Raw genomic sequence first — 26,091 nt, forward strand, 5'->3', positions numbered from 1 at the left:
CATGTTAGTCCGGCTGGCGTGGCGCAATCTCTGGCGACAAAAACGGCGCACCATGCTGACGGCTTCGGCGCTGGCGCTGGCATTGCTGCTCTCCCTGCTGACCCGTGCGTTACAGGAAGGCAGTTATGCGCTGGGGATTGACCATGTGGCGCGCTTCTATACCGGTCTGATTCAGTTGCAAAACCCCGGTTATGCCGACAGCCTGAGTATTGATGACTTGCTACCGGCATCAGACGCTTTCATCCGCCCGGTGCGGGAACATCCTCAAATCTCTGATCGGCTGCCGCGTCTTGAATCTTTCGCGCTGGCAGCGGTAGGTGAACACTCTAAAGGCGTGATGGTGATTGGTGCCGTTCCTGAACTGGAAGACGGTTATTCGAACCTCAGCCAGAAACTGAAGCAGGGGACATTTCTGACAGCCGGTGATAATCAAATCATGATTGGGCAGGGGCTGGCGGACTATTTTCAGCTGAGTGTCGGTGACGAGATGATTCTTTATGGTCAGGGCTACCGCGGACAGACGGCTGCCGGGGTTTACCGGGTCAAAGGGATTCTGCATTTTCCCATGCCGCAGCTGGACCGGCAGCTGGTTTATATGCCGCTGAAATTAGCGCAAACCCTGTACAGTACCGGTGATCAGGTCAGTGCCTGGGTGCTGCATACTCATGATCTGGCGGCACTTCCACACATCATCACCGATCTTCAGGCCGGTTACGGCAGTCAGGTTAATGTACGTAGCTGGCAGGATCTGTCGCCTGAGCTGGCGCAGCAGATTCTGATGGATAAAGTCAGCGGAATTTTCATGATCTATGTGCTGTACGGCATAGTCGGTTTTGCCCTGTTTGCGACTGTATTGATGATGATCCTTGAACGCCAGCGCGAGTTTGCCGTGATGCTGGCGACCGGCATGTCGCGCGGACGGCTGGTGCGGCTGGTGAGCATTGAATCCCTGCTGCTGGCCGGGCTGGGCATTGTCATCGGGATGCTGGTCGCAACGCCGATCCTGATTTATCTCTGGTTTCATCCCATCGAGATGACCGGCGAGTCAGCACAAATGATGCTGGAATCGGGGTTCGAGCCGATCCTGCCGGTGTCGCTTGATCCACAGCTGGTGATTGATCAGGTGATCGCCGTGATGGTGTTGCTGGCGATCTGTCTGGTGTATCCGCTGTGGCGGATCTTTCGGCTGAACATCGTTGGCGGACTGAAAGGAGGCTCCCATGCTCATTAAACTGGCATGGCGCAATCTGTGGCGCAACAAACTGCGAACCGGTGTCATGCTGGGGGCGATGATGTTTGGGGTGATGGGCGCAGTGGTGATCACCGGGTTGATGTCCGGCATGCTCGATAACATGGCCCATAACGCGATTGACTGGCAGATTAGCCATATTCAGATTCATCACCGCCAGTACGTGAAGAATCCGGATATTCTGGCGACGATTGACGATGCAGAGACGCTGCAACAGCAACTGGCCCGTCACCCGCAGGTCAAAGCATTCTCGGCCCGGTTTCTGATTGACGGGATGATTGGTTCCGCCCGCAGTTCCAAAGGCGTCCGGATTAACGGAGTCGACATTGCCACCGAAGAAAAGCTGACCCCGCTGGCGGGCAGTATGGTTCAGGGAGAATGGTTGTCACCGCAGGGGAAAAAGCCGGTGCTGGTATCGGCTAAAATCGCTAAACGGCTGAAATTAAGACTGAAATCCAAGGTAGTACTGACCTTTACCGACGGCCGGGGAGAAGTGACAGGTGCGGCATTCCGGGTGCGCGGGATTTTTCAGACCCCGTCCAGTCAGTTTGATGATAACCATATTTTCGTCCGGCGGGATGATTTGCAGAAAATCGCCGGGATGACCGGCGTGCATGAAATTGCGGTATTGGCAGTAAAGGCCGGGCAGGTCGATAACCTGCTGCCTCTGGCGCAGTTGCGGGCGCAAATCGCAGCCGGAACTTCCGCGCAAAACCTGGTGCAGGACTGGACGCAGGTACAACCTTTGCTGGCGTCAATGCTGGCAACGACCCGGACAAGTTCTGCCATTATTCTGGGGGTGTTTGTGCTGGCGATGGGCTTAGGCATCGTTAATGTGATGTTGATGTCGGTGTTCGAGCGCACGCAGGAATTTGGGGTGCTGATGGCGATCGGGATGGAGAAACCCCGCCTGTTCCGGTTAATTCTGCTCGAAAGTTTCTGGCTGGGGACGTGTGGCGGAATGCTGGGTGTCGCGGGATGTGGCGCTCTGATCGCCCTGTTGCAGCAAACCGGTCTGCCGCTGGGGAGTATGGCGGAAGGCTTAGGTGCCTACGGGATTGATACCGTGCTGTATCCCAGAGTCCCGGCGGCGGAATATCTGGCGATGTTTGTCACGGTGGTCCTGTCAGCCCTGATTGCTGCTCTGTATCCGGCGTGGCAGATCTTAAAACAGCGCCCGGTCGAAGCGATGGCGGAGAAACATTAATGGCAATTGAAATCAGTCAGTTATGTAAAACATATCATCAGAATACCGATTTTCCGGTGCAGGCGGTGAAAGCGCTCGATCTGACCATCGAACCGGGTGAGTTTGTTGCGATTATGGGGCCGTCCGGTTCGGGGAAAACCACATTGCTGAATCTGCTGAGCGGGCTGGATCATCCGACGTCTGGTGAAGTCAGTATCGATGGTTGTTACCTGAGTGAATTGAGTGAAAAGCAGTTGAGCGCTTTTCGCCGCGATCACATCGGATTTATTTTTCAGGACTACAGCCTGCTGCCGGTACTGACGGCACTGGAGAATGTGGAGTTCGTGATGCAATTGCAGGGGAAAAGTGATGCTGAGTGTCGTCAGCGGGCCACAGCATTGCTGGCTCAGGTCGGATTGAGTGAGCAGCAGAACAAACGGCCGGCAAGTTTATCGGGCGGACAGCAGCAGCGGGTTGCCGTAGCCAGAGCACTGGCGTCGCGTCCGCGGTTTGTCATGGCGGATGAACCGACCGCCAATCTGGATGCGCAGAGTACTGCCGGGTTGCTCGACATCATGCAGCAACTGAATGAAAGAGAAGGTATTACGTTTATATTTTCCACCCATGACCCACGGGTGATCACCCGGGCCAGACGCGTGATTGTATTTGAAGATGGCAAGTTAAAGGACGATCAACGCAATGATCGCTGAGATCCGGGTTTTGATCATCCTGATATCGCTGCTGAGCGGCATTACACAAGCGGCGATTCCCGGTCTGACGCCGGAAAAAGCTTGGGATCTGTCCGGTTATGTGACTTACCGGGCGACGCTCTCTGATCCGGAACATCAACCGCATCGCGTTGATCACATGTTGCACCAGCGAGTGAATCTTGAATATCGTTTTGATGCCGGGCTGCGGCTCAATGCCGGAATGCGCAATCGGCTGATATGGGGCGACAGCGCAAAAAATCCTTTTTATGCGGCATCCGTGACACAGGATAACGGATATGTTGATCTCTCTTCCAACTGGCATGAAGGCCGCCGTTCGGTGGGTAATAGTCAGCTTGATCGTTTGTATTTCACGTGGAACCATCAGGACTGGCAGGTGCAGGGCGGGCGACAGCGGATCAACTGGAGTATGGCCACAATCTGGAATCCGAATGATATTTTTAATGCCTACTCTTTGTATGAGATCGATTATGCCGAACGTCCGGGAACGGATGCATTGTTGATCAGCCGTAAAACCGGTTATGCCAGCGGCGCAGAGCTGGCGTATAACCCCAATAAAAACAGTGAACTGACGGGTTATTCCGGCCGCTGGTTCTTCAGCACAAACGGATGGGACATACAGTTACTGGGTGGAAAGTCCGGGCTGGATCATGTGCTTGGGGCCGGGTTTGCCGGAGATATCAAAGGGGCCGGTTTTCGGGGAGAATTGAGTTGGTTTCAGCCGGATCGCTGCCACTGGCAGGGCAAAGAGACTGAATCAACCCTGGTTTCGACGCTGGAAACAGATTACAGCTTTGCCGGTGAAAATAACTGGCTGGTCAAAGCAGCGTGGTTGTATCTCTCTCATGCCGAAGATGTTTTCAGTGCTGCCACGTTTTTGAATCAGTCGCTGAGCGCCCGCAGGCTGAGTTTCTCCCGCCACAGTTATTATGGTGAAGCCGGATTTGATCTGTCGGCTTTGCTGCGGCTGACCTTCGCCGGGATTTATTATCAGGATCGTTCGGTTTATCTCAGTTTCTCTGGTCAGTATTCACTGGCAGATGACTGGCAACTGCACAGCGGCGTTCAGTATTTTGGCGGTGCTGACAGCAGTGTGTACGGGCAGCATCCGCAGGCGCTTTTTTATGGATTGATCCGCTGGAATTTTTAACCGGATCTGGCTGGGCGACTTAACGCCTTTAAAGTAATCACTCATCAGGAATCCCGCTTTATCAGCAGAGAATCACAGATATTTAATATGCACGTTGATTAATACTTTTGTTGTGCTAGTTTTCCGCGGCTGAATCGGTTCACTTTCCGTGTAATCAATAAATATACCCAAACTTACCCGCAGGGTGAGCTGAAAGGCACATCTCTGTGTCAAGAGAATTCGAAAGGTGGGTCCATTCCTGCATTCCCTTTCCTTGAACAGTACCTTTCGGCTGCACGCATGAATCTTCAGGTTGCTTGGGTATAAAACCAATAAAAATAATATCAGGGATTCGTCAGATGGACATATCATCAATCGTCAGCTTCAAAAACACAGCAGTCAGGTATTTCTGCTTTATTATCGTTACAGGTATTGTCAGTGCTATTGTAGCCAATAGCTTTGCCGTTGATAAATTCGGTGCCGCTTTTCACTGGCCGGAATATCCGGGGCAGATAACCTCAGCCCGTTATCCGGGCTACCATGATCACCATGCTTTGAATGCCGTATCCTGGAATCCGGCGCAGGAAGAGAAGAATTTCTGGCAGGGTTGGATGAATCAGCGGAATTATATCAAAGAGTCCTCTTTAGCACGTTGGTGCGGTGCTGATTCGGCCGCCCGTGAAATCAGCCTGAAAACCCTTGATGGCCGGGTCAGTCTGACACCCACGCCGGTATCCGGTTTAAGTGGATTAAGAGACTCTTTGTTGTATCACTCAGAGCAGTCGCTTGAAATTAAACCGGGCATTACCTTACTGCAGGATCATCAGGTTGATGTGCCGGTATTTGAGATTGAAGCAGAGATTATGCCGGAGATGGCGAGAGAAGTCGGATTTCAGATCCGCTCAGGTGAGGCCGGTGCGGTTGCCGTGATTGGTTATGATGCGGTGACGGAACGTCTTTATATTGATAGTCACCACGCCAGACATCGTCAGTTTGCCGGTTTTCTTCCGTCAAAGCATGAGACACAGGTGAAATTAAATTCGGGTGTGCTGAAATTACGGATTCTGGTGGATATGTCTTCAGTGACGGTTTTTTCCGGGGTCGGAGACGTCCTGTTGACCGGGCAGATTTTTCCGCAGTTATCCGATACCGGCATGAAACTGTTCAGCTATGGTGGCGCATCTGTTTTGAAAAAAATATCGGTTTGGTCGGTGCATTCCATCTGGGAGCATTCGCACCTGATTTTTTAACCGGTCTTTTTCAATGCTGGTTTTCCGGCCGGAGTCTCTGGTGAGGATTGTTGCTAAGGCTTATTCGTCAGGCTTTCTGCTGAGAACTTTAATAGCCGACCGGTGGCGGGTTTGCCATCCATTCTGCTTTGGTCAGGTAAGTTTTACCGCCGGACTGATAAAACGGGCTGCTTTTGTCAACAATCGACAGATCATCCGGGGCGACGGTGCCCATATAAAACCATGTGGGTGTCAGGCTCAGGTACTGGAAGCGGCTGCCGCCCACACCGGGTAAATAATTGGCATCGGCAAAACTGCCCTCAGCGACGGACAAATCTGCCGAAGGATAATAGTCGGCGCCGACACTGATCAGAATTTTTGCATTTCGGATACTTGCCGGTTCCTCATCATTTTCCGGTACCAGCCATGCTTTGACTCTGACAAACGCCGCCAGAATATTGTCTGCATCAAAACTGATGATATCGGTGCCGCCATGAACCGGAAAACCCTGCGGATGTAACTGATATTCCCTGAGATTATCAGCTGCAATACGATAAGGCGTGTCCGCGATAAACTGCTTCATGTCGGAAGAATAGTAGGCGGCCCAGCTGATGGCCTGATGTGCCGGTGTGATATTTTCCCATCTTGCTGTGGCAGGATCGTTGCTGCCATCGGTTGAACGCAGCAGCCATATATCTCCCTCTTTCATTTTTACCCGGACATGTTTGACCAGATTATCCTGTTGCTCGAATATAGTGACCCACAGAGTGATTGCGTGCCACGGTGCGGATGTCGTCAGCGCCGGGTCGGTAATGTCACTGGCCCAGTATGCCGGTGCACTGTCTCCCCGGGGAATCCCCTGAACAATCGCGGCCCCCTGCGTCCAGCCCGGACTTGGCTGGCTTTTCGGATGAATCCGGCCGGAATGCAGTTCAGCATCATTCCGGAGTGCCATTGAAGCATAGGTGAAACTTGCCGTGACATGATACATATCAGAAAACCCTGACAGGCATATCAGGCTGCAGAGTAAAGCTCCGCGTGTGAGATTGTCTCTCTTCATATTGGCCTCCATATCGCTCGCGTGATGGTGTTGCGCGATGAGATACAACGGTTGTGTCATTACTGGTGATAAACCGTACAGTATGAGTATAGATGTTCAGGGATACGTTGGAGGTGTGTTAATTTTATGAAATTAATTTAATATACACCCAAACAACCTGAATCATGCATCTTCAGGTTGCTTGGGTATAATCCTTTCATTAAACCGTTTATCAGAAAGCATTTGATCAGGGAGGATTTGATCAGGAAACAGCTCATCAGGAAACCCGTTCGCCAGAACAACCTGTGAGTCAAAAAAAACCAGCCCTGATGATCAGGCTGGTTTTGGTGGATCCTTATTGATCAGGTATGAATTTATCGGGCATGCTATCCGGAGATTGTTATCCGGAATGCCTGACCGCGACTGACCGGGCAAGAATGCCCAGTGTGGTGCTGTTGTGCAGCAGTGAACTCATAGTGGGTGAGAGCCAGCCCATCGCCGCTGCCAGCATGATGCCGCTGTTGACATACTCTGCAATTTTGATGTTGCTTTGAATCACGGACATCGCCATCTGCGCCAGTTTGCGGGCTTCGACCAGGCTGCTGAGCTGATCATGCAGCAGCACGACATCAGCGACCTGCCTTGCCAGCTCTGTCCCCATACACATGGCAATACCGATATCGGCCTTACTTAATGCCGGGGCATCATTAACGCCATCACCTACAAACATGACGGTATGACCGCGCGCCTGAAGTGATTCAATAATCGAGGATTTACTTTCAGGTGTGGCCTCTGCGTACACTTCATCAAAATGCATTTCATCGCCGAGCTTCTGCGCCTTGAACTTTCTGTCACCGGAGATCATCACCAGATGATTTACCCCCAGTTCCCGCAGCTGTTCGAGGGTTTCAAATGCATCTTCGCGCAGGTGATCCCGCAGACCAATCATGCCGATCAGCTCGCCTTCATAAGAGATGAACAACAGATGCCGTCCGATCGCTTCATATTCGGTGATTTGATCTTCGTAAGGTGAAAAATCAACGTCTTCATGGGCTTCAAGAAAATGCCGGCTGCCCATGATCAACCCATGATGATTCAGCGTGGTTCTCAGCCCGTGGGCGATGATGTATTCCACTTCACCATGATCGATGTGCGGCAGCTTATGATTGCGGGCTGCATTGACAATCGCCTGAGACAGCGGATGATTACTGTGCTCTTCTACTGATGCAGTAATCGCCAGTATATCCCGGGCGCTGTTGCTGCTGCTGAAAGAGACAATATCCGTGACTTCCATATCACCATAAGTCAGCGTACCGGTTTTATCGAACACACAGGTATCGACTTTCACCAGCTTTTCAATCGCGCTGCCGCCTTTCAGCAGGATGCCGTTTTGCGCTGCCCTGAACATGATTGACTTGAAGGTCACCGGGGTGCTCAGCTTCAGCGCACAGGAGTAATCGACCAGGAACACAGAAGCCACCCGGTTGATATCCTGCGTCAGAATAAATACACCCGCACCGATACCGAGGGTGATTTTCACCCGCCGGTCAGCCATCTCCTGCGTGATCTGCTGGGTTTCACTCTTCTCAGACAGCGAATCATAAATCAGCTTCGCAATCTGGGCTGTGGTGGATTCACTGCCGACTTTCTCAACCCGGACTTTGATTTGACCTTCATGAATCGACGTGCCGGAGTAAACCAGTGCGTCGATTTCGCGGCGGACCGGAACGCTTTCTCCGGTCAGGGAGGCCTGATTGATTAAGGCCATGCCGTCTTCGATATGACCGTCAACCGGGATCGCGTCACCGGGAGAAAGCTCGATCAGGTCGCCTTCTTTGAGCCGGGAAGAATGACGCTGCTCTCTGCGTCCGTCTTCATCGATCATCCAGACCTGGGTGTCCTGCGGGGTCATCAAATCTGCCAGCAGGCGATCACTGTTACGGCAGGTTCGCTGCTCCATATATTCCCCGAGACTGATCAGGCTCTGCGTAACCATGGCGGTGCGGTAATCTTCCCGCCAGAAAGACAGTCCGAGCGCGACAGCATCAAGCACTTCAACCGAGAGTTTTCTGTCTTTAAGTTCGGACAAACCGGTCTGCAACGACGGTGCGATCAGCTTTGCGGTTGTCAGCGCACCGAGGTGCTGCGGCAGTAAAATGGCAGAGAGAATGCCAATCAGATTCAGCGCCACATCGCCACGGGTATATTGATGTTCAGAGTCTGCGTATTCTGCTTCGCGCAGGTTCAGGGCCGCAATCCGGGCCTGAATGGTGTCTGAGTCCAGCAGTTGTGGATCGAACTCAACCACCACTGAACCTGCATATTCATTGACCCGGACTTCCCGGACACCCTGAATGGCGATCAGGCTTTGTTTTATCCAGTCTCCGATTCCCCGGTGTTGAATCAGCGTCCGTGATTTAAAACGGATACGTCCGGGAAAAGAATGTTGAATACTAATCACCTGAGTCGCCTTTATGTAAGTTCCGGTAATATTCCAGCTCTGCCTGCGTATCTTCCAGACGTTCTTTCAACTCCTCGACTTCACCTCGGACGGCAGACCAGGCTTTTTCACCGGTCGAAGCGATACCGCTTCTGACGTTTTTATTGGTGAGTAAATAGGTGACGGCGGCACCTGCCACGACACCCATAATCAGATGTGTGGTCGTGTTCTGGGTTTTATACGTCGTGCCGTCCTGTGGCTGCTGTGTTTGGGGTGCCGCATAAGTCTGGTAAGGATTTTGCGGGTTTTGATAAAAGGTTCCCGGGTTTTGGTTATAAGTTTCAGGGTATTGCTGATAGTTTTCAGGGTATTGTTTATCCTGGCTCATTGGTTTTTTTCTCCTGATTCTGTTCCAACATATAAACGCCGGCGGCACCGGCAGCAAGAATGGTCAGCATCGAAAGGACCGGCTGTCCCGCCATTTTTCCCGCCACATATGTGGTTGCGCCACTGATAGCTCCGGCTTTGAGCGTGTCTTTTGTGACACTGGTGGCGAACTGATTCGGGCTGATTTCTCCACGCTGGCGTTCTTTCCATTGTGAGGCGACGGAAGCGGCTCCGCCGATGATCGCACCAACCAGCATGGCTCTGCTGGCCGGGCTCAGCTCATCGTGGATGTTACTCATATGTCTGATCCTGCTTCGGCTTCAGGTTCACCTGCGGCTTCCGGCTGAGGCTGTCTGGATTCTTTATGACGTTCGACGGAGTCTTTGAATCCGGCTTTACCTGCCTGATAGGTATCACGGAAGATTTCACCACCGGCACTCACGTTGTCTTTGACTGACGATGCAGTATTGACCGCGGTATCTTTAACCGCAGAGCCGCCGGTTTTCAGTTTCTCACCGGTGCCTGTGACCAGCCCGGCGATGCCTTTACGGACATTTTCGTTACCCAGAACCAGCGCTGCTGCAGCACCGATTAATGCGCCTTTCCAGAATTCTTTATCGTTCATACCTAAACTCCCTAGTAATTCTTTGAATAAACCTGCGTCTTCTTCACCTAATGCGTTTTCAAGCATTGCCTGACCCTGCTTCATCATCAGATCATTCTCAAACGGAGATTGTTGGGGCTGTTGCTGAGGCTGAAATTGTGGTCCGGCATATTCAGCAGACTGCGGCTGTGCTGCCGGATTGAACATGGGTTGCTGCTGTTGTGGCTGAGACGGTTGTTGTTGAAACGGTGGTTGTTGAAATGATTGCTGTCCGTTACCGGGATTGACGTTTGCCTGTGGGGTCATCACCGGTGGTTGTGGTTGGTGAGGTTGCTGAGGCTGGAAAGGAGGTTGCCCGGTCGCGGGTTCCATTCCGGCCTGTGCAGCCATCATCGCCTGATATTGTGCTGCCTGATGTTGTAAGGCCTGTGCTTGTTGAAGGGCCATAGCATGCATTTGTGCATGATAGTGGGCCATCGCCGGATTCATCATACCGGGTTGCGGGAAAGCCGGAGGATATACCGGGCAGCCGACCCCGTACATGCCAGGAGGAATTTCCTGATTGGCAGGGTTTTGCGGGTTGTCACTCATTGATTGACTCCATTTAAATTCAGACATTCGGCAAGGTCATTACAGGCTCGCTCCGCGATCACATCTTCAGGAGAAAACAGGGCTTCAAGACGTGTTGGATCGACAACGGAAGGATCGTATTCGATCAAAATACTTCCTGTACTTCTGTTTAACGTATAATTTTTGAATGCGGGAATCTTGCTCAGTGCTTTTTCAATGTCATCTGAATTGAATCGTGCCAGATGTGCGATAATTCCCAGCTTATACTTCAGCCGGATTCTCCCCGGAATATGATGGGCAATGTGAACCCAATTCCTTAGTTTTAAAACTGTATTTATCTTTTCGTTCATAGCCCGCTGATTGTAAAGCACATCAATATGATATTGGTTTTATATTTTATGCGTTTAGTTGATTATCTGCGGTTTCCATGATCTGAGGCGTTATCTGATTTATTTTCCAAAATAAAAATAGGTTGCTTTCTCTTACATTATCGTGTAAATGGTATTACTATTGAAAATAAGATTGATTATCATATGCATTGGTTGCCATGAATACATTTATCCATAAAACAGAACAGCGGCTCCGGGTCCGTTCTGACTTTATCCGCAATAATCCGCAGCAGATTCAGCAAGACATTGAGAAACTGCAGCAAATGGAAGCGATAGAAGCGGTGAAGCACAAAGTGTATGCCGGTTCTGTGGCGATCCGCTTTGATCATCAGAAAATCTCATGTGAAGCGCTGCTGGAGATGCTGTCTGGCTACGGCTGGACCAAAGTCGATCAGAAACAGTTCTTTATTGAAAACGCTGCTGTGAAAGGGACGAAGTCTGTCGCAAAAGGACTGGTCGCGCTGGCATTTATCCGGTTGGTGGTGCCTTCCGTCACCCGGTTAATTGTGTAAATCAGCGTTAATGAAATGTACAGAAACCGGAAACGCCCGCAGATTTGCGGGCGTTTCTGTTTGCTGGCAAATTACTGAATGAACAAAGTACTGAATAAACAAAGAACTGGATTTCCCCATTCGCGACTCAGGAACGCCGCACAATATTTCAAAAACGCATGAATATCTCCCTATAGCTCTGATTTGCCATCCATGGCAAATAAGTTTTGAAATATTGCACCGCGAACCTGCTCACCTGAATTAATGCCTGATGTTTGTTGATCTGCTGCGCTGAAATGATTTATTCCATCGCTGCTGCAATCCGCTGCCAGTCAACCAGTTTGAAATTCTGATTTTCCTGCGTGTAAGTTGCATTGACATTGTATCCGTCCTGCGCGATAAACAGCCCGGCCGGATACTGTGATCCCAGATTCAGCGAGACCGCATGAATACCGTCAGTTTCACTGGCGCCATCGAGTCCGTTGTCATCGTCAGCAATCAGCGCAAAGCTACCCTTATACTGATGATCCTGATTGATATCGTACATGGCGTAAGTATGGTTGCCCTGACTGGATGCAATCAGATATTTGTTCGTGCCATCGTTATAAATGGTCAACCCTTCGACATCTGCAACCAGTTTTTTACCGTCCACTTCCGCGACCAGCTCTGCGCTGCTGTCAGCCGACTCATCCGCAGAGAATTTCCAGATACCTTTGTCTTCTTCACCCACATACAGCGCAGCTGTTTCGGTATCGGCAACACAACCTTCCGGCTGGGAAGCGACACTGAATGTCCGCACCACGCTGCCTGAGACATCGCTGCCGGATACAGAAATCCGCCACTGCTCAATCGAACCGTCTTTGCCGTTTACAAACACATAAGGTGTGCCGTCAGACGACTGATACATACACAGGCCGTACACTTCATTTACGCCGGAGAGTAGTTGCGATACTTCGCTGCTGACATTGGAGCCCACAGCATTCAGGGCCACAATTGGATCCTGTGTGTCGGTCGCTGACTGAATTTTATACAGCGCAATGGTATTTGCATCCCGGTTGCTGGCTGCTGCCAGTGCGAGGGTGCCGCCCTGTCCGTCAGAGACAGACTGAATCACATCGACATTATTAGGTCTGCCGCCTTTCAGGTACTGAAGTTCGGTGCCGTCGAGGCTGTACGCCATCAAGCCACCTTTTTTGTTGGTTGCGATGATTTGGCTTTTTTCCGGTGCATCTGCGTTATACCAGAATGCCGGATCGTCGGCTGCATCACCGCCTTTGGCGACCGCTTCTGTTTCCGCACTGACTTTCACCAGTGCCACGCCGGACTGGCTCAGGTGTGCCGGGCTGAGCGGGCTGTTAACCGGCATGCTGCTGATGCCGGCAGTCTGGTTCAGTGTGGCATAGGTCAGCTTCTCATAGCGGGGTTCATCCAGTTCAGAGTTGGCAATCCAGATACCGTCGTCGGCAACCGACAGTGACTTGATTTCATCGACACCTTCGGCGGTGATCTGTGCGGCCAGTTTCCATGTGTCACGGTCATACAGGGTTAAGCCTTTATTCTCATCGGCTGCCAGCAGATAACCATTGCCATCCGCCAGATAAACCAGATCCAGCCCTTCGATTTCACTCAAAGCGCCTAATGGTTCAATGCTGTCAACCAGACGGCGGGAGTTAATATCTTCCGGTGCTGCGCCATAAGCCCAGACACCAAGATCCTGCTCAGCGATATACAGCGTTGAGGTTTCATCATCCACAATACAGGCGCTCAGCTCGCCGCCGACACTCAGTTTACGCACTGCAACCGGTGCCCCCTGATCATCGCTCAGCACGCTTTTGATTTCACTGCCGTCATATTTCAGTTTGTACTGTGCGGCGGTGCCGTCTTCCGTGATGCCGGTTAAAATCAGCTCGCCGCTGGTGGTATTTTTATACAGACACACACCTTCCGCCGACAGGTCAGTGGTGATGGTGCCTAAATCTTTCAGCTGTACTTTATTCTCATAGCTGATGGCATAAAAGCCAAAGGCGTTATCATCGGGCAGGGCAACGGCCAGTAAATCGACTGAGTCACCGCTTTCAGAGGTAATGCCGTAACGGATATCTGCGCCGGTGGTTTCAATATTGGTCAGGTGGATCAGCTCTTCACCGGAACGGTTATAAACCGCCAGTCCGTCTCCTTCCAGTGTGACCGCCAGCAGGCTTTTCTCTGCATCGCTGTCATTGACCCAGTATGCGGCATCACCGATATCCTCATAACTGGTTTTGGCGGTGACTGAAGTCACCAGTGATTTTGACGCACTGGTGGTTTGGTCACTGTCTGATGAATTACATCCTGTCAGTAAGGCTGCCGCAATGCAGGTGCCGGCTGCTAAATAACGCATTTTGTTCTCTCCGGAAAATGTTCAGTTAATTTTCATCACATGAATGATTCGCAGAGCAAACTAGTGGCGGTTTTTTGCAAAGATGTGACAGTTGTTTTTATCCCGGCTTATAAATCAATAGGTTAGCTGTTTTAATTGCGGTGGGTGAGCTTTTGCGACTAAGAGACAGCCAACGCTGCTTCATGGTTTTCCGGCCAAGCCATCCCTCTTTTTGTGGCGGTTGTTGTGGCGGAGAGCCGGTTGGGTGAGCTTTTCAGACTTTTTTGCCGCCGCTTCAAATTAGTATCACACAATCTGCGCATAATCGGATGTTGGTATCAGATGTCAATTGAATGGTAAACGAATGAACAAAGGGTGGAATCTGCTGTGTTACCGGCTGGCAGATATTGCTTATGCGCTGTCGGTGCACCGGCGCTGGTTTGTATGGCTGGTGGTGTTGCTCACGGGGCTGGTGACACTCAACTACGCCAATGGCAACGTCAAATCCTGGGCAGAGCTGGATTGGGTGGATATTGCCGGAGAAGGTTCTTCGGTGGTGATGGTGGTGATCTGGCTGGTGCTGATTTTGTCGATCCGCGCACCGGGGCGTACTACCAGTTATTTCGCAGCCGGGATTATCGGCATGATCATCGCCCTGTCTCAGGATTTGATCGATGAATTTATCCGTTTGCAGTCTTACACCATTATCGGCAGCATCATGGAATATATGTTCTTCGGCCTTGGACTGACGACTTACGCTTTCTGGCAGTGGCGCAAAGAGCAACAGGCGTTGACCAGCTATTTGCTGTTGCGGCAGAAGATGAATAACAGGAATCCGCTGGTGACAGAAGGCGTGCGCCTGCCGGGTGTCGATTATCTTCATCAGGCTTTATTGCAGCAGGCCAAAGCGGCGATCAGCCAGAAGCAGCCGCAGCGCTGGCGTCAGACCTGGCTGCTGGTGCTGGATATGCAGCAGTCCGAGCGGTTCGTGCATGAACTGGGCAGCGATGAAGCGACGCGGCTGAATATCGCGTTGTCGGAGCTGCTGCTGATCAGCGTCCGGCCGCAGGATTTGGTCTGTCATTACGCGGCGCAACGTTATGTGGTGATGCTTGAAGCAACCGATGAGATCGTTGCTGCCCGCTTGCAGCAGCATCTTCAGCAGCAGCTTAGTCAGTTTTCTTTCTGCACTTCTGCCGGTGAGCTGGCCGCACTGACATGGCAGACAAAACTGGTGCCGGGAGGTGAGGCGCGTTCGCCACAGAAAGCGGTCCGGCAGCTGATTGATGCCGCCATGGATTTTCCGCACGAGTCCGGTGGCAGTATGCCGCAGTACCGGTGGCAGCATGACCAGTAACACCGGACAACAGCGCCGTGCAGAACGGGATCAAAAGCTGATCCCGGCTGAACATCATCTGGCGCTGTTACTGGATTTGGTTAAAGAGCGCGGACTGAACCTGCACTATGTACTGCGCCGCACCGGGATTTTTTATGAAGATCTGTTTTCCGGTGAGATGAAAATCAGCCCGAAGCAGTTTGCCCGGCTGGCGCTGAACCTCAGCCAGCTGGAGAATGAACCCTCGCTGAGTTTTGTTTTCGGTCAGCGGTTGTTTCCCGGTGCACTGGGCACGCCTGCGCATCTGCTGACGCATGCGCCAACACTGCGGGTGTTGCTGGAGAATCTCTGCCAGCACGCCCTGACTTTTTTTCCGCTGCTGCAACTGCGGATCCGGGAAACGGATTCCCGATTTTATCTGCTGGTGGATGATCCGTTTGGTGAGTCATTTGCACTCAGCGATAAAGCCAGAACCGCATATCTGCGCTGGTTAACCGAGAGCCTGTTTACGGCAGTAATTTCACTCGCCCGGTGGCGGCTTGGCAGCGCTTTGCCGTGGCAGGCCGTGGTGCTCTGGAAAGCACCGGGCTGGCAGGAACAGTATCAGATGTATTGGGGCGATGCGGTGCAGTTCGGCCAGCAGATTACCGCGTTGTCACTCCCTTCCCAATGGCTGGATCGGTCGCTGCCGGAGAGTTCCCCGGCTCTGTACGCCCTGGCACAGAGCCAGACGGAAGCACCGGCCACCGGCATGTTAAGCTGGATTCGTCAGCAGTTCCGCGCTGCGCCAGCCACACCCCCTTCACTGGAAGCGCTTGCCCGGCAGATGGCGATCAGCCCGGCCACCTTAAAGCGCCACCTGAAAGCCCACTCAGCCAGCTATCGTCAGCTACTGGACGAAGTCCGCCAGCAGCAGGCCAGCTACCTCCGCGTTGTTTACGGTTTTGATGATGAACGCATCGCCTCAGAACTGAAGTTTTTCGATGTCAGCAATTTCCGCCGGGCGCTCAGGCGTTGGGCGGGGTGATCCACGACTGAAAATCATCGTTTTCATCGCTTTCCCGGAAAAGTTGCCCATATCTCACTTATAAAACTGTATGTATAAGCTATTGTTTGATTATAAGATCTGTTGATCTTTGGTGGTGAGATTCCTTTCTTATGAATTGAGGATAAGGCGATGATTGTTATTTTTGTTCATGGCTGGAGTGTGACTGATACCAACACCTATGGTTTGTTGCCGGAGGCCATTGCCGCTCAGGCTGGTAGCTACGGCCTGACTGTTGATATCAAACATATCTGGCTTGGCCGGTATATCAGCTTTAATGACACGGTCAGCATGGATGATATTGTCCGTGCATTTAACCGGGCGCTGCATGATCAGATCCCGGATGGTGAAAAGATTGCAGAGTTTTCCTGTATTACCCATTCAACCGGTGGACCTGTGGTCCGGGAATGGGTTCAGCGTTATTACGGCAGCAGTAAGCTGGCACAAAGCCCGCTGCGTCATCTGGTGATGCTGGCACCAGCTAACCATGGTTCTCCGCTGGCGGCTTTGGGTAAAGAAAGAGTCGGCAGAATTAAGGCCTGGTTCGATGGGGTTGAACCGGGTCAGCAGGTACTGGACTGGTTGTCATTGGGCAGTCAGCCGCAAATTGATCTGGCGGCTGAATATCTGGATTATCAACCGGCCAAATCCGGATTCTTTCCGTTTGTTTTAACCGGCCAGAGTATCGACCGGAAATTCTATGATTTCGTGAACAGCTACCTGACTGAAGGCGGTTCTGATGGGGTGGTGCGGGTTTCCGGCGCGAATATGAATTACAGCATGGTGAAGCTGGTTGAGTCGGATCAGCAGGACGAAGTGGAATTTTTACAGGAACATTTTCATGTGCATCTCCTGAAGCAGGAAGGTGACATCCGCAGGCCTGTTACTGTTCCGCTGGGTGTGGTGCCGAATACCAGTCACTCCGGGGCGAAAAAGGGGATTATGCGTAGTGTGATCAGCACGAAATCATCCAAAGTTCAGGTTGCAGAAATGCTGAAATGTTTTCAGGTGAACAGTGAAGATGATTATCTTCAGCGTGGCAATGAACTGGTTGAGCTGACACAGAAAACACAGAAAAGTGGTCACCGGTATGCCAATCTGGTATTTATCGTAAAAGATGATCAGGGCGTGCCGGTCAATGATTATGATTTGATCCTGCTGGGTGGTCAGAATACAGATCCGGATGATTTGGCCAAAGGTTTCTTTGTGGATCGTCAGAAGAATGCAGCGCATCCGAATCATCTGGTGTATTACGTGGATTACAATAATCTGATGCAGAAAAAGCTGACAGGGTTCAGACTGATCGCCAGACCCAGCCGGTATCAGTTAATCAATCAGTCGGGTCAGCCGGATGATGAAACGAAGGAGGTCGCCAGACCCGAAAACTGTCTTGCTTACTATCGTCCGGTTGAATACAGAGCTGAGAGTGGCAGCATTGAAGTGATGCCGAACGAAACCTTTTATATCGAAATTATTCTGCATCGTTATGTGGATAAAAACGTATTCCGCTTTGACAGTGCAGAAAAACCAACACTGCATAAAGAAGGCCTGATCTTCAAAACCGAAACCCGGCACGATTTCAAGAAAACCAAACCTTCCGGGGATAATGTAGATTAAGTCGTTCAGGCTTGTGTTGATCAGTACATTGCCAGCTGGCGGTAGATCTCCGGGTTATCCTGGATCATCGCCAGCACTTTAGCGGCCAGCCCGGTCGGGTTACGGCGTTTGCTCTCCCAGCTTTTGATCGTATCCACACTGGTGCCAAGCGCGGCTGCAAATTCAGCCTGTGAGACGGCCAGCTGAGCACGAATCGCTTTGACATCAGCAATCTCATACCGGGTGACATGCGCTGCTTTTTTCTGCCCTTGTTCAATTTCTGTCGCTTCCTCAAGGGAGGCTTTCAGGTCTTCGAAGATGCTCATTGATCTTCTCCTTTTCTTCTTTCATCCGTTTTTCCCGATCCACACATCTCGGCTCGCGAATCGAAGGTGTACAGTGTACTCTTTTCCGGTCTCACTTTCTGCTGATTTCAGAAGTATTTACCTTTTGTGGATGGTTTGGTGCGCAGGTGAGTTTTGTTGTTTCAAGCGGCTTCTGATGCACGCGCCCCAGTCACTCTTTTTGCGCGGCCAAAAAGAGTGACGAGAAAAAGGCCGCCCCGGAATCGCTTTGATTCTGATGCTGATTGAGTTCATCATCTGTGAACCGGGGTACGGTTCGATTCGCATCCTGCTCAACGAACCTTGAAATTCATCCCTGAATTTCAACGCCCTCTGATACAGGAAAGCATCAGAAAGCGATTAGGGGGAATCAAAACACAAAGTGATCAACCGCCATTACCTGAGAAATCCAATATCCTGCGGATAAAAACCCCGGATGGGTTTTTAAGGATTTCTGAGCAGGACGCGAATAAATCCGCTCCGCATTGCATGCACCAGAGCCTGATAAAACAGGATTTTTGGATACTTTTCATCCGTTGAAAAGTATCAGGGACGCGTGCATCCAATGCTGCTTGGATCGATAAAATTTATCAGCGTACCAAACCGCCCACAGTGAGAAACGCTTCCTGCCCAAGTACTTATCTGAATCACGAATGGATATACATACGGGAAAACCAAAAAGAGCCACCTCAACGAAGTGACTCTGAGTTAGCTTAGTTGAGAACAACCGTCTTATTCCGGAACTTCCACCTTCATCGTGGTGACTTCGCTGATAGAAGCATGAATGGTGAGCAGCTTATTCAGATAAAGTAACACGTCGCGCGCGTTCTGATTGTTTTGGCCTGTTTCATTAAGATGATCTTCAAGCTGAATCAGGTATTCGCGGGATTTCTGGGAAAGGTGAGGATTGTAAGTGATTGTTGCAGGCATAAGTGCCTCCTATGTCTTGGGAAATGAATCACCACTCAGAGGTGCTAAGAATGGGTGGTGAGCCGGACCGGGGTTAGCACTACCGTGACATAGGAAACGGCCTGACCGGAGTCAGCCCCGAGCCCGGCTCACCATGATTTGAAATAATGTGTCTGAAGAATAGACGACATCACAATATTCAGGCGTGCCAAAGCAACATATAAAAAAACCAGCGCGAGGCTGGCATTTACATGCCCTATATCAACCGGGGTGCTAATCCCGTCACCGGATTTTGCCGGTGAGCGGGTAGAATAGTTCTGGAGGCGGTGGGTGTCAATTGTAGGTAATGGGGTTGAATAGTTGGGCATCAAATGCTGCCTGGATCGATCAAACTGATTAGCGTACCAAACCTCTGCTATGTCAGCATCTTCCGGCTCCTTCAGCCGTAGCACTGCTTTTGATGCGCAAGAAGTTCATCAATATCAGTGACTCTTTTCCGGTCTCACTTTCTGCTGATTTCAGAAGTATTTGGCTGTTGTGGATGGTTTGGTGCGCAGGTGAGTTTTGTTGTTTCAAGCGGCTTCTGATGCACGCGCCCCAGTCACTCTTTTTGCGCGGCCAAAAAGAGTGACGAGAAAAAGGCCGCCCCGGAATCGCTTTGATTCTGATGCTGATTGAGTTCATCATCTGTGAACCGGGGTACGGTTCGATTCGCATCCTGCTCAACGAACCTTGAAATTCATCCCTGAATTTCAACGCCCTCTGATACGGGGAATGCATCAGAAAGCGATTAGGGGGAATCAAAACACAAAGTGAACAACCGCCATTACCTGAGAAATCCAATATCCTGCGGATAAAAACCCCGGACGGGTTTTTAAGGATTTCTGAGCAGGACGCGAATAAATCCGCGCCGCATCATCGCCGAATGAACCAATATCAATTTTAAGACACACCGTGAATGTTGTTCACAAAGCGGCGCGATTGTCTGCAATTCAGTTTTCATTGTCTATAATTTAATCAGTAAGGGATCGCGGGCCGTTCGTATGCCGGAGTCTCCGGGCATATGTATCGGGTCTGGTTCTGGTCAGACTGACCAGATGATATGGGGGAAATGGTGATGTTTTCCGAACTAAAGCAAGTGTTGGATCGCTATATCTATTCGACTAAAGACATGACAGAGCTGAATTTGCTGCTGGTGAAAATGCTCAGTCATGGTGACGATCCAAAACAGATCATCGATGTTATGGCAGGTTTTATCCGCAAACATGATTTGGATGAAACCGCTGAAAAAGAACTCTATGGTTTGATCGCTCTGATGGGAGGAGAATGCAGTCCTGATAAAGCGGTGGAGTCTGATCAATTTGATGCTTTTTCAGAAACCAATTCATGGATGTCTTATCATCATTGATACAAAGGGGAATTCACCCTGCGTGTCGTAATTAAAGGGGCGGAAACGCCCCTTGCTTATGTCTGGTCCGGAAAATTTTAACCGCAGAAAAGGTTTTTGAGGATCGCTTGAACTGATTTCAGCTTCCTGCCGCCCTGCATTTTTTCTTCAAAACGGTCAGGTACATTCAACACGATTTCTCCCGGTGGTTTTTGTCCTGAATTGTATCTCAAATCCGGTTGAAATTTTATTTTGAGATCTATGTCAGTTACGGCCATGTTTTCCTTTGTTTAGCCGTTTGAGTGCGTTTAATATTCTGTGTTTATATCAATAACTTTTATATACATACAGAAGGATAATCCGTTGTGGGAATGGTAATTGGCATTGCAGGGGTGATTATGGCTTCAATATGCGGTGTTGCCGGGTTGCTCATTAGTCTGCTGGTGGTTCATATGCATCAACCCTCGGGACCGCCCCGCTATGATAAAACAATGGTGGTGGTTGTCAGTACACTGGTGGCTGCAATCATCGGTGGTATTGGCGGTGTTGTTGCGGTTGCCCATCTGTTTATGAGCGGTGCCCATTAGTTGTTGCCAAAAAAATACAGAGCAGGAAGCGACATGTATCAGATTGTTAATTGCAGAGACTATGCCGGCGGGCTGGAAGAAGCGGTGAAATATGTACACCGGCAATGGGGCTCTGAGCGTAATTATGCGTTTTATTACGACGCAATCAGCCACTCTCCGCCGGTTGCGGGGGCGATTCCTCAGTTTTATCTCCTGTTGGATCAGGACAAAATCATTGGCTGCTATGGATTGATCATCAATGATTTTGTCAGCCGTCATGATTTAACCCCCTGGCTGTGCAGCGTGTATATTGATCCGGCCTACCGGGGCAAGCGGCTGATGAATCTGTATTTTGAGCATGCCAAAACAGAACTGGCAGTGACAAATTATCCGGCGATGTATCTTGTGACGGACCATGAGGGGTTGTATGAGAAATTTGGCTGGACCCGGATTGAAGATGGCTATGATCTGAACGGAGATGCGACCCGGATTTACATGATGCCACTTGATCGTCCATGATGTCTCTTCCTCTGTTCAGTTCAGGCTGACAGCGATCAACAAACCCGGCATGTCACTTAAACATCGGGATACCTGTAACCAATATCTGCCTGAACCCGTCCAACGATTGATCATCTGCAAAATTTCGTCATTGCCTGCTTCGGTGTTACTGCTGTGTCCCGTTAACCTGTTCGGGCTGCCAGTTCGTGGCCAGTGTGGTTGCCCGGATGACCGGGAACAGGCCGGTTTGACGGATGGTTTTAGCCACACGGTTTGAAGACAGATAATCAATCAGGCGCTCCGCGGCTTTCAGCTTTTGGCTGGTCCGGATGATGCCGGCAGAAAATGTGGTGACTTTCTGGTATTTATCCGGAATCTGGCCAGCATATTCTGCGCCGGGAATCGGCAGGATTTCACTGATTTGCTGGAAGCCGATTTCCACATCACCTCTGGCAACCACGCTGGCAACACGTTCACTCAGGATCCGCTGACTCTTCGGCTGGATGGTTTTCCAGATTCCCATGTCGGGCCAGAGTTTGGTGGACAGATAGGTGCCGCTGGCGCTGGCGGAATAGCCAATGGATTTGGCGGATTTTAAGGTGTGAATGAAGGCTTCCGGTGTACTGATATCCGGTTTCGGCGCACCGGCTTTGACCGACATACCGATTTTGGATTCAACCAGGTCGGTCCGGGTCGCGGGATAGACATATCCTGCTTTGGTGCGTTGATTCAGTGAGTGACGGGACAGAATAATCACATCAAACTTTTCTCCCCGTTTAAGCCTTTCCGGAATCGAATCCTTTGCGCCGCCGGTTGAAGAGCCGTGAGAGGTTTGGATTTCAATGCCGGTCTCCCGTTCAAATTCCGGTTTGAGCAGATCAAATGCTGCAGAGAAACCACCGGAAGTGATGACCTGTAATTTTGTACTGTCGTGCCGGGCAAATACCGGTGCGGTGAAGACGATAGTGCTGAGAAAAAAGCCGGTCAGCAGCACGCGGGGTTGTGTCAGTTTCATAAATTTTCCTATTATTGTTTTTCGTTGTGCTGACACTTTAAGGAAGAGCAAAATTCCGATATGCGCGCTGCATGCAGATTTTGATTGTTCTAAATAAAAAGAATGAATTCAATGAAATCTATCGGATTGTCTCATCTGGCTGCTTCTGTATACTTTTTGTCATCGATCGGTTTTTACTGACTGATTCCACCCATTGCTTTCCACCAGATAATGACAGGAAGCTGAATGACAGATTCGTTATCCATCCGTTCTTATTGCCGACAGAAAAACGGACACCGCCATGATTTTTATCAGTTGGTGCTGCCGCTGAGAGGTGTCATCAATATGGAAGTCGGCGCTTTTCAGGGCAAAGTCATTCCGGGGGAATGTGTGGTGGTGATGTCCGGTGAAATGCACTATTTTTCAGCACAAGAAGAAGCTAAATTTGTGGTTGCTGACCTGTCGCAACTGCCTGAACAAATCACCGATGCTGCGACCAAAGTTTTTTCCTTAACCCCGCCACTGCTGCATTTTCTGAATTTTATTGAACAGCAGCTGAAGTATCAGGTGAATGCTGACATCGAACAGCTGATGCTGAACACGTTCCGCCGTTTGTTGGCTGAGCAGCGTTTAATTCAGAAATTCGACCACAGAATCAGGAATGTGCTGGAATATATGGAGATGAATTTATCTCAGCCACTGTCAATCGACCGGTTGTCTGCTGTGGCCTGTTTAAGTCCGACACAGTTTAAGAAAATCTTCAAACAGCAGACGGGGCTTTCTGTCACGCAGTACCTGATTCAGTTACGGATGGAAAAAGCGCAGGCGCTGTTACTGCATACGGATTATCCGGTTCAGCGGGTTGCTGAAGCGGTTGGATATACTGACCTGTCAGCATTCAGCCGTCGCTTTTCACTGCATTTTGGTTTGTCTCCTTCCAAATATACTTAGGCTGACGGGCAAATAAAACCGTCCTTTCAGCAAAAACTATTGAGTTAAAACCACATAAGATAATCGCCATGAGATTCAATTGCATGGAGTGCTTATGTTTGGGAACAATCCAACGACCAGCGGGGTGTTGATCGTTGTTATTGCCAGTGTGATCTGGGGAACTACCGGAACGGCAGCCAGCCTGATACCGGATGTCAGTGCACTGGCGATCGGTGCTTTTGCCATGGGTGGCGGGGGATTATTGCTGTTTTTCAATGCAAGGCACACGTTGCGGCAAGACAAAACGCGATTACTTGCCCGACCCGGGCTGCTGCTTTGCGGCGGTTTGTCTGTTGCTATTTATCCGCTGGCTTTTTATTCCTCAATGCGTTTTTCCGGTGTGGCCATCGGGACGGTGATTTCCATCGCCAGTGCGCCACTGTTTACTGTGTTACTGGAACGTCTCATCAGCAAAAAATATGTATCACTTAAATGGTTCATCAGCTTTTTGTTTGGTACGGCCGGAATCGTGTTAATGACGATGGGCAGACAGGATTCGGTGATACAGAACCAGGGTCATCTGCTTCGTTACTGCGGGGTTGGTCTGGGGCTGATTGCCGGGCTGGGTTATTCTGCCTATTCATGGTGCGCCCGGCAAATGATAGAGAATGGTGTGCATTCAAAATCTTCAATGGCCGGGATGTTCGGGCTGGCGGCATGTCTGCTGCTGCCTTCGTTATTCCTGACCGGCGATCATCTGTTTGCGGACGGCAAACATATTGCAGTTGCTATGTATATGGCGGTGGTGCCGATGTTTGTCGGATATCTGCTGTTTGGTTACGGGCTCCGGTATATCGAGGCCAGTCAGGCCACCTTGATCACACTACTGGAGCCTGTGGTTGCAGCATTGTTTGCAGTATTTTTCGTCGGAGAAAAGTTCAGTACTACCGGATGGTACGGGATGGGATTGATCGCGGTTTGCCTGTTGTTTCAGGTGGTGAAGTGGCCAGTGGTGAAAGCGTGGGTGCCGGATTCTTGAGGGCGGGGCATTCCCCAATATTATTCTGCCCGCTCACCGGCTCAATCCGGTGACGGGAATAGGAACCTATGGTGGTGATTCTTTTTTCACGGCACAGAAGGCCCTGATGCCTGTAACCATTTCGTATGATCCTGAATTTGCCCGGAAAGCCCGCGAATATCTGATTTATCTGGAAGATGATCTGTTGCAGATAAATCTGAAAGATGAAAATACGAGTGAACTGCTGCTTTACCTCAACAAACTGATTACCATTCATGGGGCAACACATCAGGTACATACAGAATCGCTTTAAACCGGATTTATTTTTCGAGGCAGAGCAGAGCTGCTTCGCTATGTATTGAGGCTCTTTTTGTATGGTACGCCTACGGATGAAAAGATTGTTCATTCAATCATCAAACCGCCATTTGTCCCGTCCTCACCAGATATGTATAATCCGCGTTCAAATAAAGACCACTGCTTTGATGTTGCCATAGTGAAATTTTCGCTAAGGTTTTGAAAAATATACAGGTATATCAAATATGTTCTCAGCGAACCGCTTTTCTGTTGCCCCAATGCTTGATGGGACTGATCAATAAATAAAATCAACATCTTAATTACATCAAGGGAAACTATAGGGGTGTTTTTTTTGGGTAACTATTAAGAGGGGTACTGAAAATAGCCTAAAGATGCATATGATAGAATTTAAAAAAATCGTGATTGCGATTGTTTCATATTGACTTGACGTTATCGATTACATAGAGTGACTTTCGAACCGGGATCTCAGATTCCCCCAATATAATTATTAGATTAAATGTTAGTTGCTATAGGTATTTAAATGAGAAAAGGTTTGCAATCAATCCTTATGTATAACGAAAGGATTTGTATTCTGGCGGATGCATTGGCCGCGTGGGATATGGGGAGAGTTGATTTAACAGAAGAACGCGCGGCGCAAATTGGGGATATGTTATGGTCTCTGTGCTGCCAAATTGAAGTAGAGGTTAAACGAATCAAATCTCATTGTTGAGTATTTAAGGGCTCACTCGAGTCCTTAAATAAAAGTTCCGTTCCAAACAACTTTACCTACTATCTGTAGTTTATTTATTTCAGAGTCGTCTAATTCCCACGCCTCATAATCGTGATTATCGCTGATCACATTTATACCATTCCTTAAAAACTGTAGGCGCTTTATCATAAGCTGGTTTTTAAATGTAAATACATAAATACCATCATTACTGAGCTTTTGACGATGAATGACAACGGGTGAGCCTTGTTTTAGGGTTGGTGCCATGCTGTCGCCGTCGGCCATCATCATAAATAATTCAACCGGTTTTGTTTTTAATTCAGAGTCGATAAATGATTCACTAAATATCATTGGTGGTGTTTCATTGCTCTGAATCAGCTGACCATGTTCATCAGCGCGATACATATCAATAGAAATATAGCCGTGTGGCATCATTGGCGCTATGCCGCCGTTTTTTTTGGCTATTTGTTTAGCCATTAAATAAATTTTATCAGGAATTTTCTGCCTTTCTCGCCAAGTCGAAACCGTTTTAGGTGATATACCTAAAACTTCTGCTAAATCAGTATTTTTTGTTGTATTGGTCAGGCTTTTGATCTCAGCTAATTGCTCGTCGAATGAATTCATTTGAAGTCCTTTTTTTTGATTGT

General features: G+C 49.8%; 26 protein-coding genes. 15 read left to right on the forward strand and 11 right to left on the reverse strand.

Annotated elements, in window-relative coordinates:
* Nucleotide 1: 1 nt before the first annotated feature.
* The 5 genes from OC443_RS02125 (at nucleotide 2) to OC443_RS02145 (ending at nucleotide 5,542) form a co-directional block, all read left to right on the forward strand.
* Complete coding sequence (locus OC443_RS02125; protein WP_073579984.1) at nucleotides 2-1,231, forward strand: ABC transporter permease; 1,230 nt, start codon at nucleotides 2-4, stop codon at nucleotides 1,229-1,231.
* Complete coding sequence (locus OC443_RS02130) at nucleotides 1,221-2,456, forward strand: ABC transporter permease (protein WP_073579985.1); 1,236 nt, start codon at nucleotides 1,221-1,223, stop codon at nucleotides 2,454-2,456. The genes OC443_RS02125 and OC443_RS02130 overlap by 11 nt, the downstream gene beginning before the upstream one ends.
* Nucleotides 2,456-3,145 (forward strand): ABC transporter ATP-binding protein, encoded by a 690-nt coding sequence (locus tag OC443_RS02135; RefSeq protein WP_073579986.1) that lies wholly within the window; start codon nucleotides 2,456-2,458, stop codon nucleotides 3,143-3,145. The genes OC443_RS02130 and OC443_RS02135 overlap by 1 nt, the downstream gene beginning before the upstream one ends.
* Entirely contained in the window at nucleotides 3,135-4,313 is a 1,179-nt protein-coding gene (locus OC443_RS02140; protein WP_073579987.1) for a hypothetical protein, read from the forward strand. Before OC443_RS02135 ends, OC443_RS02140 begins: the two co-directional genes overlap by 11 nt.
* 338 nt (nucleotides 4,314-4,651) lie before the next feature.
* A complete protein-coding gene (locus OC443_RS02145; protein WP_073579988.1) occupies nucleotides 4,652-5,542 on the forward strand; it encodes a GH32 C-terminal domain-containing protein in 891 nt (296 codons plus the stop codon).
* 88 nt (nucleotides 5,543-5,630) lie between these two features.
* On the opposite strand, the gene OC443_RS02150 is transcribed toward OC443_RS02145, so the two are convergent.
* The 6 genes from OC443_RS02150 to OC443_RS02175 form a co-directional block, all read right to left on the reverse strand.
* Nucleotides 5,631-6,512 carry a hypothetical protein gene (locus OC443_RS02150; RefSeq protein ID WP_234976324.1) on the reverse strand — a complete coding sequence of 294 codons (882 nt, stop codon included), beginning with the start codon at nucleotides 6,510-6,512 and terminating at the stop codon, nucleotides 5,631-5,633.
* Nucleotides 6,513-6,960: 448 nt separating this feature from the next.
* The gene (locus tag OC443_RS02155; RefSeq protein ID WP_073579990.1) at nucleotides 6,961-9,021 is read right to left on the reverse strand and encodes a heavy metal translocating P-type ATPase; all 2,061 of its coding nucleotides are present in this window, start codon (nucleotides 9,019-9,021) and stop codon (nucleotides 6,961-6,963) included.
* Nucleotides 9,014-9,388, reverse strand: coding sequence for a YtxH domain-containing protein (locus tag OC443_RS02160; protein WP_234976325.1), 375 nt, complete (start codon nucleotides 9,386-9,388; stop codon nucleotides 9,014-9,016). The genes OC443_RS02155 and OC443_RS02160 overlap by 8 nt, the downstream gene beginning before the upstream one ends.
* Nucleotides 9,375-9,686: a magnetosome protein MamC gene (locus OC443_RS02165; RefSeq protein ID WP_073579991.1), complete on the reverse strand. Its 312-nt coding sequence runs from the start codon at nucleotides 9,684-9,686 to the stop codon at nucleotides 9,375-9,377. The genes OC443_RS02160 and OC443_RS02165 overlap by 14 nt, the downstream gene beginning before the upstream one ends.
* Nucleotides 9,683-10,582 carry a hypothetical protein gene (locus OC443_RS02170; RefSeq protein ID WP_083601520.1) on the reverse strand — a complete coding sequence of 300 codons (900 nt, stop codon included), beginning with the start codon at nucleotides 10,580-10,582 and terminating at the stop codon, nucleotides 9,683-9,685. The genes OC443_RS02165 and OC443_RS02170 overlap by 4 nt, the downstream gene beginning before the upstream one ends.
* Nucleotides 10,579-10,911 (reverse strand): HMA2 domain-containing protein, encoded by a 333-nt coding sequence (locus OC443_RS02175; RefSeq protein WP_200796884.1) that lies wholly within the window; start codon nucleotides 10,909-10,911, stop codon nucleotides 10,579-10,581. The genes OC443_RS02170 and OC443_RS02175 overlap by 4 nt, the downstream gene beginning before the upstream one ends.
* Before the next feature lie 197 nt (nucleotides 10,912-11,108).
* Between OC443_RS02175 and OC443_RS02180 the strand changes: the two genes are divergently transcribed.
* Nucleotides 11,109-11,462: an HMA2 domain-containing protein gene (locus OC443_RS02180; RefSeq protein WP_073579992.1), complete on the forward strand. Its 354-nt coding sequence runs from the start codon at nucleotides 11,109-11,111 to the stop codon at nucleotides 11,460-11,462.
* 280 nt (nucleotides 11,463-11,742) lie between these two features.
* On the opposite strand, the gene OC443_RS02185 is transcribed toward OC443_RS02180, so the two are convergent.
* Nucleotides 11,743-13,821 carry a phytase gene (locus OC443_RS02185; RefSeq protein ID WP_073579993.1) on the reverse strand — a complete coding sequence of 693 codons (2,079 nt, stop codon included), beginning with the start codon at nucleotides 13,819-13,821 and terminating at the stop codon, nucleotides 11,743-11,745.
* 343 nt (nucleotides 13,822-14,164) lie between these two features.
* Here OC443_RS02185 and OC443_RS02190 point away from each other — a divergent pair, with 343 nt between their 5' ends.
* From OC443_RS02190 to OC443_RS02200, 3 genes are all read left to right on the forward strand, one after another.
* The gene (locus OC443_RS02190) at nucleotides 14,165-15,157 is read left to right on the forward strand and encodes a diguanylate cyclase domain-containing protein (RefSeq protein WP_073579994.1); all 993 of its coding nucleotides are present in this window, start codon (nucleotides 14,165-14,167) and stop codon (nucleotides 15,155-15,157) included.
* Nucleotides 15,147-16,163 carry an AraC family transcriptional regulator gene (locus OC443_RS02195; RefSeq protein WP_073579995.1) on the forward strand — a complete coding sequence of 339 codons (1,017 nt, stop codon included), beginning with the start codon at nucleotides 15,147-15,149 and terminating at the stop codon, nucleotides 16,161-16,163. The genes OC443_RS02190 and OC443_RS02195 overlap by 11 nt, the downstream gene beginning before the upstream one ends.
* A 150-nt stretch (nucleotides 16,164-16,313) precedes the next feature.
* Nucleotides 16,314-17,798 carry an esterase/lipase family protein gene (locus OC443_RS02200; protein WP_073579996.1) on the forward strand — a complete coding sequence of 495 codons (1,485 nt, stop codon included), beginning with the start codon at nucleotides 16,314-16,316 and terminating at the stop codon, nucleotides 17,796-17,798.
* 20 nt (nucleotides 17,799-17,818) lie between these two features.
* Here the strand turns inward: OC443_RS02200 and nadS are convergent, their stop codons facing one another.
* A complete protein-coding gene (nadS, locus tag OC443_RS02205; protein ID WP_073579997.1) occupies nucleotides 17,819-18,103 on the reverse strand; it encodes a NadS family protein in 285 nt (94 codons plus the stop codon).
* A gap of 750 nt (nucleotides 18,104-18,853) precedes the next feature.
* Entirely contained in the window at nucleotides 18,854-19,051 is a 198-nt protein-coding gene (locus OC443_RS02210) for a hypothetical protein (protein ID WP_073579998.1), read from the reverse strand.
* A gap of 1,096 nt (nucleotides 19,052-20,147) precedes the next feature.
* On the opposite strand from OC443_RS02210, the gene OC443_RS02215 reads away from it, so the two are divergent.
* The 3 genes from OC443_RS02215 to OC443_RS02225 all read left to right on the forward strand — a co-directional run bounded on the left by OC443_RS02215 (nucleotide 20,148) and on the right by OC443_RS02225 (nucleotide 21,502).
* Entirely contained in the window at nucleotides 20,148-20,438 is a 291-nt protein-coding gene (locus OC443_RS02215; RefSeq protein WP_143169214.1) for a hypothetical protein, read from the forward strand.
* A 344-nt stretch (nucleotides 20,439-20,782) separates the two neighbouring features.
* Complete coding sequence (locus tag OC443_RS02220) at nucleotides 20,783-21,004, forward strand: hypothetical protein (protein WP_143169215.1); 222 nt, start codon at nucleotides 20,783-20,785, stop codon at nucleotides 21,002-21,004.
* Nucleotides 21,005-21,037: 33 nt separating this feature from the next.
* Nucleotides 21,038-21,502 (forward strand): GNAT family N-acetyltransferase, encoded by a 465-nt coding sequence (locus OC443_RS02225; RefSeq protein WP_073580004.1) that lies wholly within the window; start codon nucleotides 21,038-21,040, stop codon nucleotides 21,500-21,502.
* Nucleotides 21,503-21,647: 145 nt separating this feature from the next.
* On the opposite strand, the gene OC443_RS02230 is transcribed toward OC443_RS02225, so the two are convergent.
* Nucleotides 21,648-22,496, reverse strand: coding sequence for a substrate-binding domain-containing protein (locus OC443_RS02230; protein WP_073580005.1), 849 nt, complete (start codon nucleotides 22,494-22,496; stop codon nucleotides 21,648-21,650).
* Between the two features lie 225 nt (nucleotides 22,497-22,721).
* Here OC443_RS02230 and OC443_RS02235 point away from each other — a divergent pair, with 225 nt between their 5' ends.
* The 3 genes from OC443_RS02235 to OC443_RS02245 all read left to right on the forward strand — a co-directional run bounded on the left by OC443_RS02235 (nucleotide 22,722) and on the right by OC443_RS02245 (nucleotide 24,736).
* Nucleotides 22,722-23,426: a helix-turn-helix domain-containing protein gene (locus OC443_RS02235; RefSeq protein ID WP_073580006.1), complete on the forward strand. Its 705-nt coding sequence runs from the start codon at nucleotides 22,722-22,724 to the stop codon at nucleotides 23,424-23,426.
* Nucleotides 23,427-23,520: 94 nt separating this feature from the next.
* The gene (locus OC443_RS02240) at nucleotides 23,521-24,444 is read left to right on the forward strand and encodes a DMT family transporter (protein ID WP_073580007.1); all 924 of its coding nucleotides are present in this window, start codon (nucleotides 23,521-23,523) and stop codon (nucleotides 24,442-24,444) included.
* A gap of 106 nt (nucleotides 24,445-24,550) precedes the next feature.
* Nucleotides 24,551-24,736, forward strand: coding sequence for a hypothetical protein (locus OC443_RS02245; RefSeq protein WP_073580008.1), 186 nt, complete (start codon nucleotides 24,551-24,553; stop codon nucleotides 24,734-24,736).
* Nucleotides 24,737-25,471: 735 nt separating this feature from the next.
* Here OC443_RS02245 and OC443_RS02250 read toward each other — a convergent pair.
* Nucleotides 25,472-26,068, reverse strand: coding sequence for a S24 family peptidase (locus tag OC443_RS02250; RefSeq protein WP_073580052.1), 597 nt, complete (start codon nucleotides 26,066-26,068; stop codon nucleotides 25,472-25,474).
* Between the last annotated feature and the right edge of the window lie 23 nt (nucleotides 26,069-26,091).

The organism is Vibrio quintilis, from assembly GCF_024529975.1.
In the GTDB taxonomy this organism is placed as follows: domain Bacteria; phylum Pseudomonadota; class Gammaproteobacteria; order Enterobacterales; family Vibrionaceae; genus Vibrio; species Vibrio quintilis.

Excerpts from the sequence above, each read along its gene's own strand:
- OC443_RS02195 (WP_073579995.1), top strand. The coding sequence starts at position 15,147 with ATGACCAGTAACACCGGACAACAGCGCCGTGCAGAACGGGATCAAAAG.
- OC443_RS02240 (WP_073580007.1), top strand. The coding sequence starts at position 23,521 with ATGTTTGGGAACAATCCAACGACCAGCGGGGTGTTGATCGTTGTTATT.
- nadS (WP_073579997.1), bottom strand. The coding sequence starts at position 18,103 with ATGAGCATCTTCGAAGACCTGAAAGCCTCCCTTGAGGAAGCGACAGAA.
- OC443_RS02165 (WP_073579991.1), bottom strand. The coding sequence starts at position 9,686 with ATGAGTAACATCCACGATGAGCTGAGCCCGGCCAGCAGAGCCATGCTG.
- OC443_RS02175 (WP_200796884.1), bottom strand. The coding sequence starts at position 10,911 with ATGAACGAAAAGATAAATACAGTTTTAAAACTAAGGAATTGGGTTCAC.
- OC443_RS02170 (WP_083601520.1), bottom strand. The coding sequence starts at position 10,582 with ATGAGTGACAACCCGCAAAACCCTGCCAATCAGGAAATTCCTCCTGGC.
- OC443_RS02145 (WP_073579988.1), top strand. The coding sequence starts at position 4,652 with ATGGACATATCATCAATCGTCAGCTTCAAAAACACAGCAGTCAGGTAT.
- OC443_RS02160 (WP_234976325.1), bottom strand. The coding sequence starts at position 9,388 with ATGAGCCAGGATAAACAATACCCTGAAAACTATCAGCAATACCCTGAA.
- OC443_RS02130 (WP_073579985.1), top strand. The coding sequence starts at position 1,221 with ATGCTCATTAAACTGGCATGGCGCAATCTGTGGCGCAACAAACTGCGA.
- OC443_RS02125 (WP_073579984.1), top strand. The coding sequence starts at position 2 with ATGTTAGTCCGGCTGGCGTGGCGCAATCTCTGGCGACAAAAACGGCGC.
- OC443_RS02135 (WP_073579986.1), top strand. The coding sequence starts at position 2,456 with ATGGCAATTGAAATCAGTCAGTTATGTAAAACATATCATCAGAATACC.
- OC443_RS02245 (WP_073580008.1), top strand. The coding sequence starts at position 24,551 with ATGCCTGTAACCATTTCGTATGATCCTGAATTTGCCCGGAAAGCCCGC.
- OC443_RS02140 (WP_073579987.1), top strand. The coding sequence starts at position 3,135 with ATGATCGCTGAGATCCGGGTTTTGATCATCCTGATATCGCTGCTGAGC.
- OC443_RS02225 (WP_073580004.1), top strand. The coding sequence starts at position 21,038 with ATGTATCAGATTGTTAATTGCAGAGACTATGCCGGCGGGCTGGAAGAA.
- OC443_RS02235 (WP_073580006.1), top strand. The coding sequence starts at position 22,722 with ATGACAGATTCGTTATCCATCCGTTCTTATTGCCGACAGAAAAACGGA.
- OC443_RS02250 (WP_073580052.1), bottom strand. The coding sequence starts at position 26,068 with ATGAATTCATTCGACGAGCAATTAGCTGAGATCAAAAGCCTGACCAAT.
- OC443_RS02185 (WP_073579993.1), bottom strand. The coding sequence starts at position 13,821 with ATGCGTTATTTAGCAGCCGGCACCTGCATTGCGGCAGCCTTACTGACA.
- OC443_RS02210 (WP_073579998.1), bottom strand. The coding sequence starts at position 19,051 with ATGCCTGCAACAATCACTTACAATCCTCACCTTTCCCAGAAATCCCGC.
- OC443_RS02230 (WP_073580005.1), bottom strand. The coding sequence starts at position 22,496 with ATGAAACTGACACAACCCCGCGTGCTGCTGACCGGCTTTTTTCTCAGC.
- OC443_RS02200 (WP_073579996.1), top strand. The coding sequence starts at position 16,314 with ATGATTGTTATTTTTGTTCATGGCTGGAGTGTGACTGATACCAACACC.
- OC443_RS02180 (WP_073579992.1), top strand. The coding sequence starts at position 11,109 with ATGAATACATTTATCCATAAAACAGAACAGCGGCTCCGGGTCCGTTCT.
- OC443_RS02215 (WP_143169214.1), top strand. The coding sequence starts at position 20,148 with ATGTTTTCCGAACTAAAGCAAGTGTTGGATCGCTATATCTATTCGACT.
- OC443_RS02150 (WP_234976324.1), bottom strand. The coding sequence starts at position 6,512 with ATGTATCATGTCACGGCAAGTTTCACCTATGCTTCAATGGCACTCCGG.
- OC443_RS02190 (WP_073579994.1), top strand. The coding sequence starts at position 14,165 with ATGAACAAAGGGTGGAATCTGCTGTGTTACCGGCTGGCAGATATTGCT.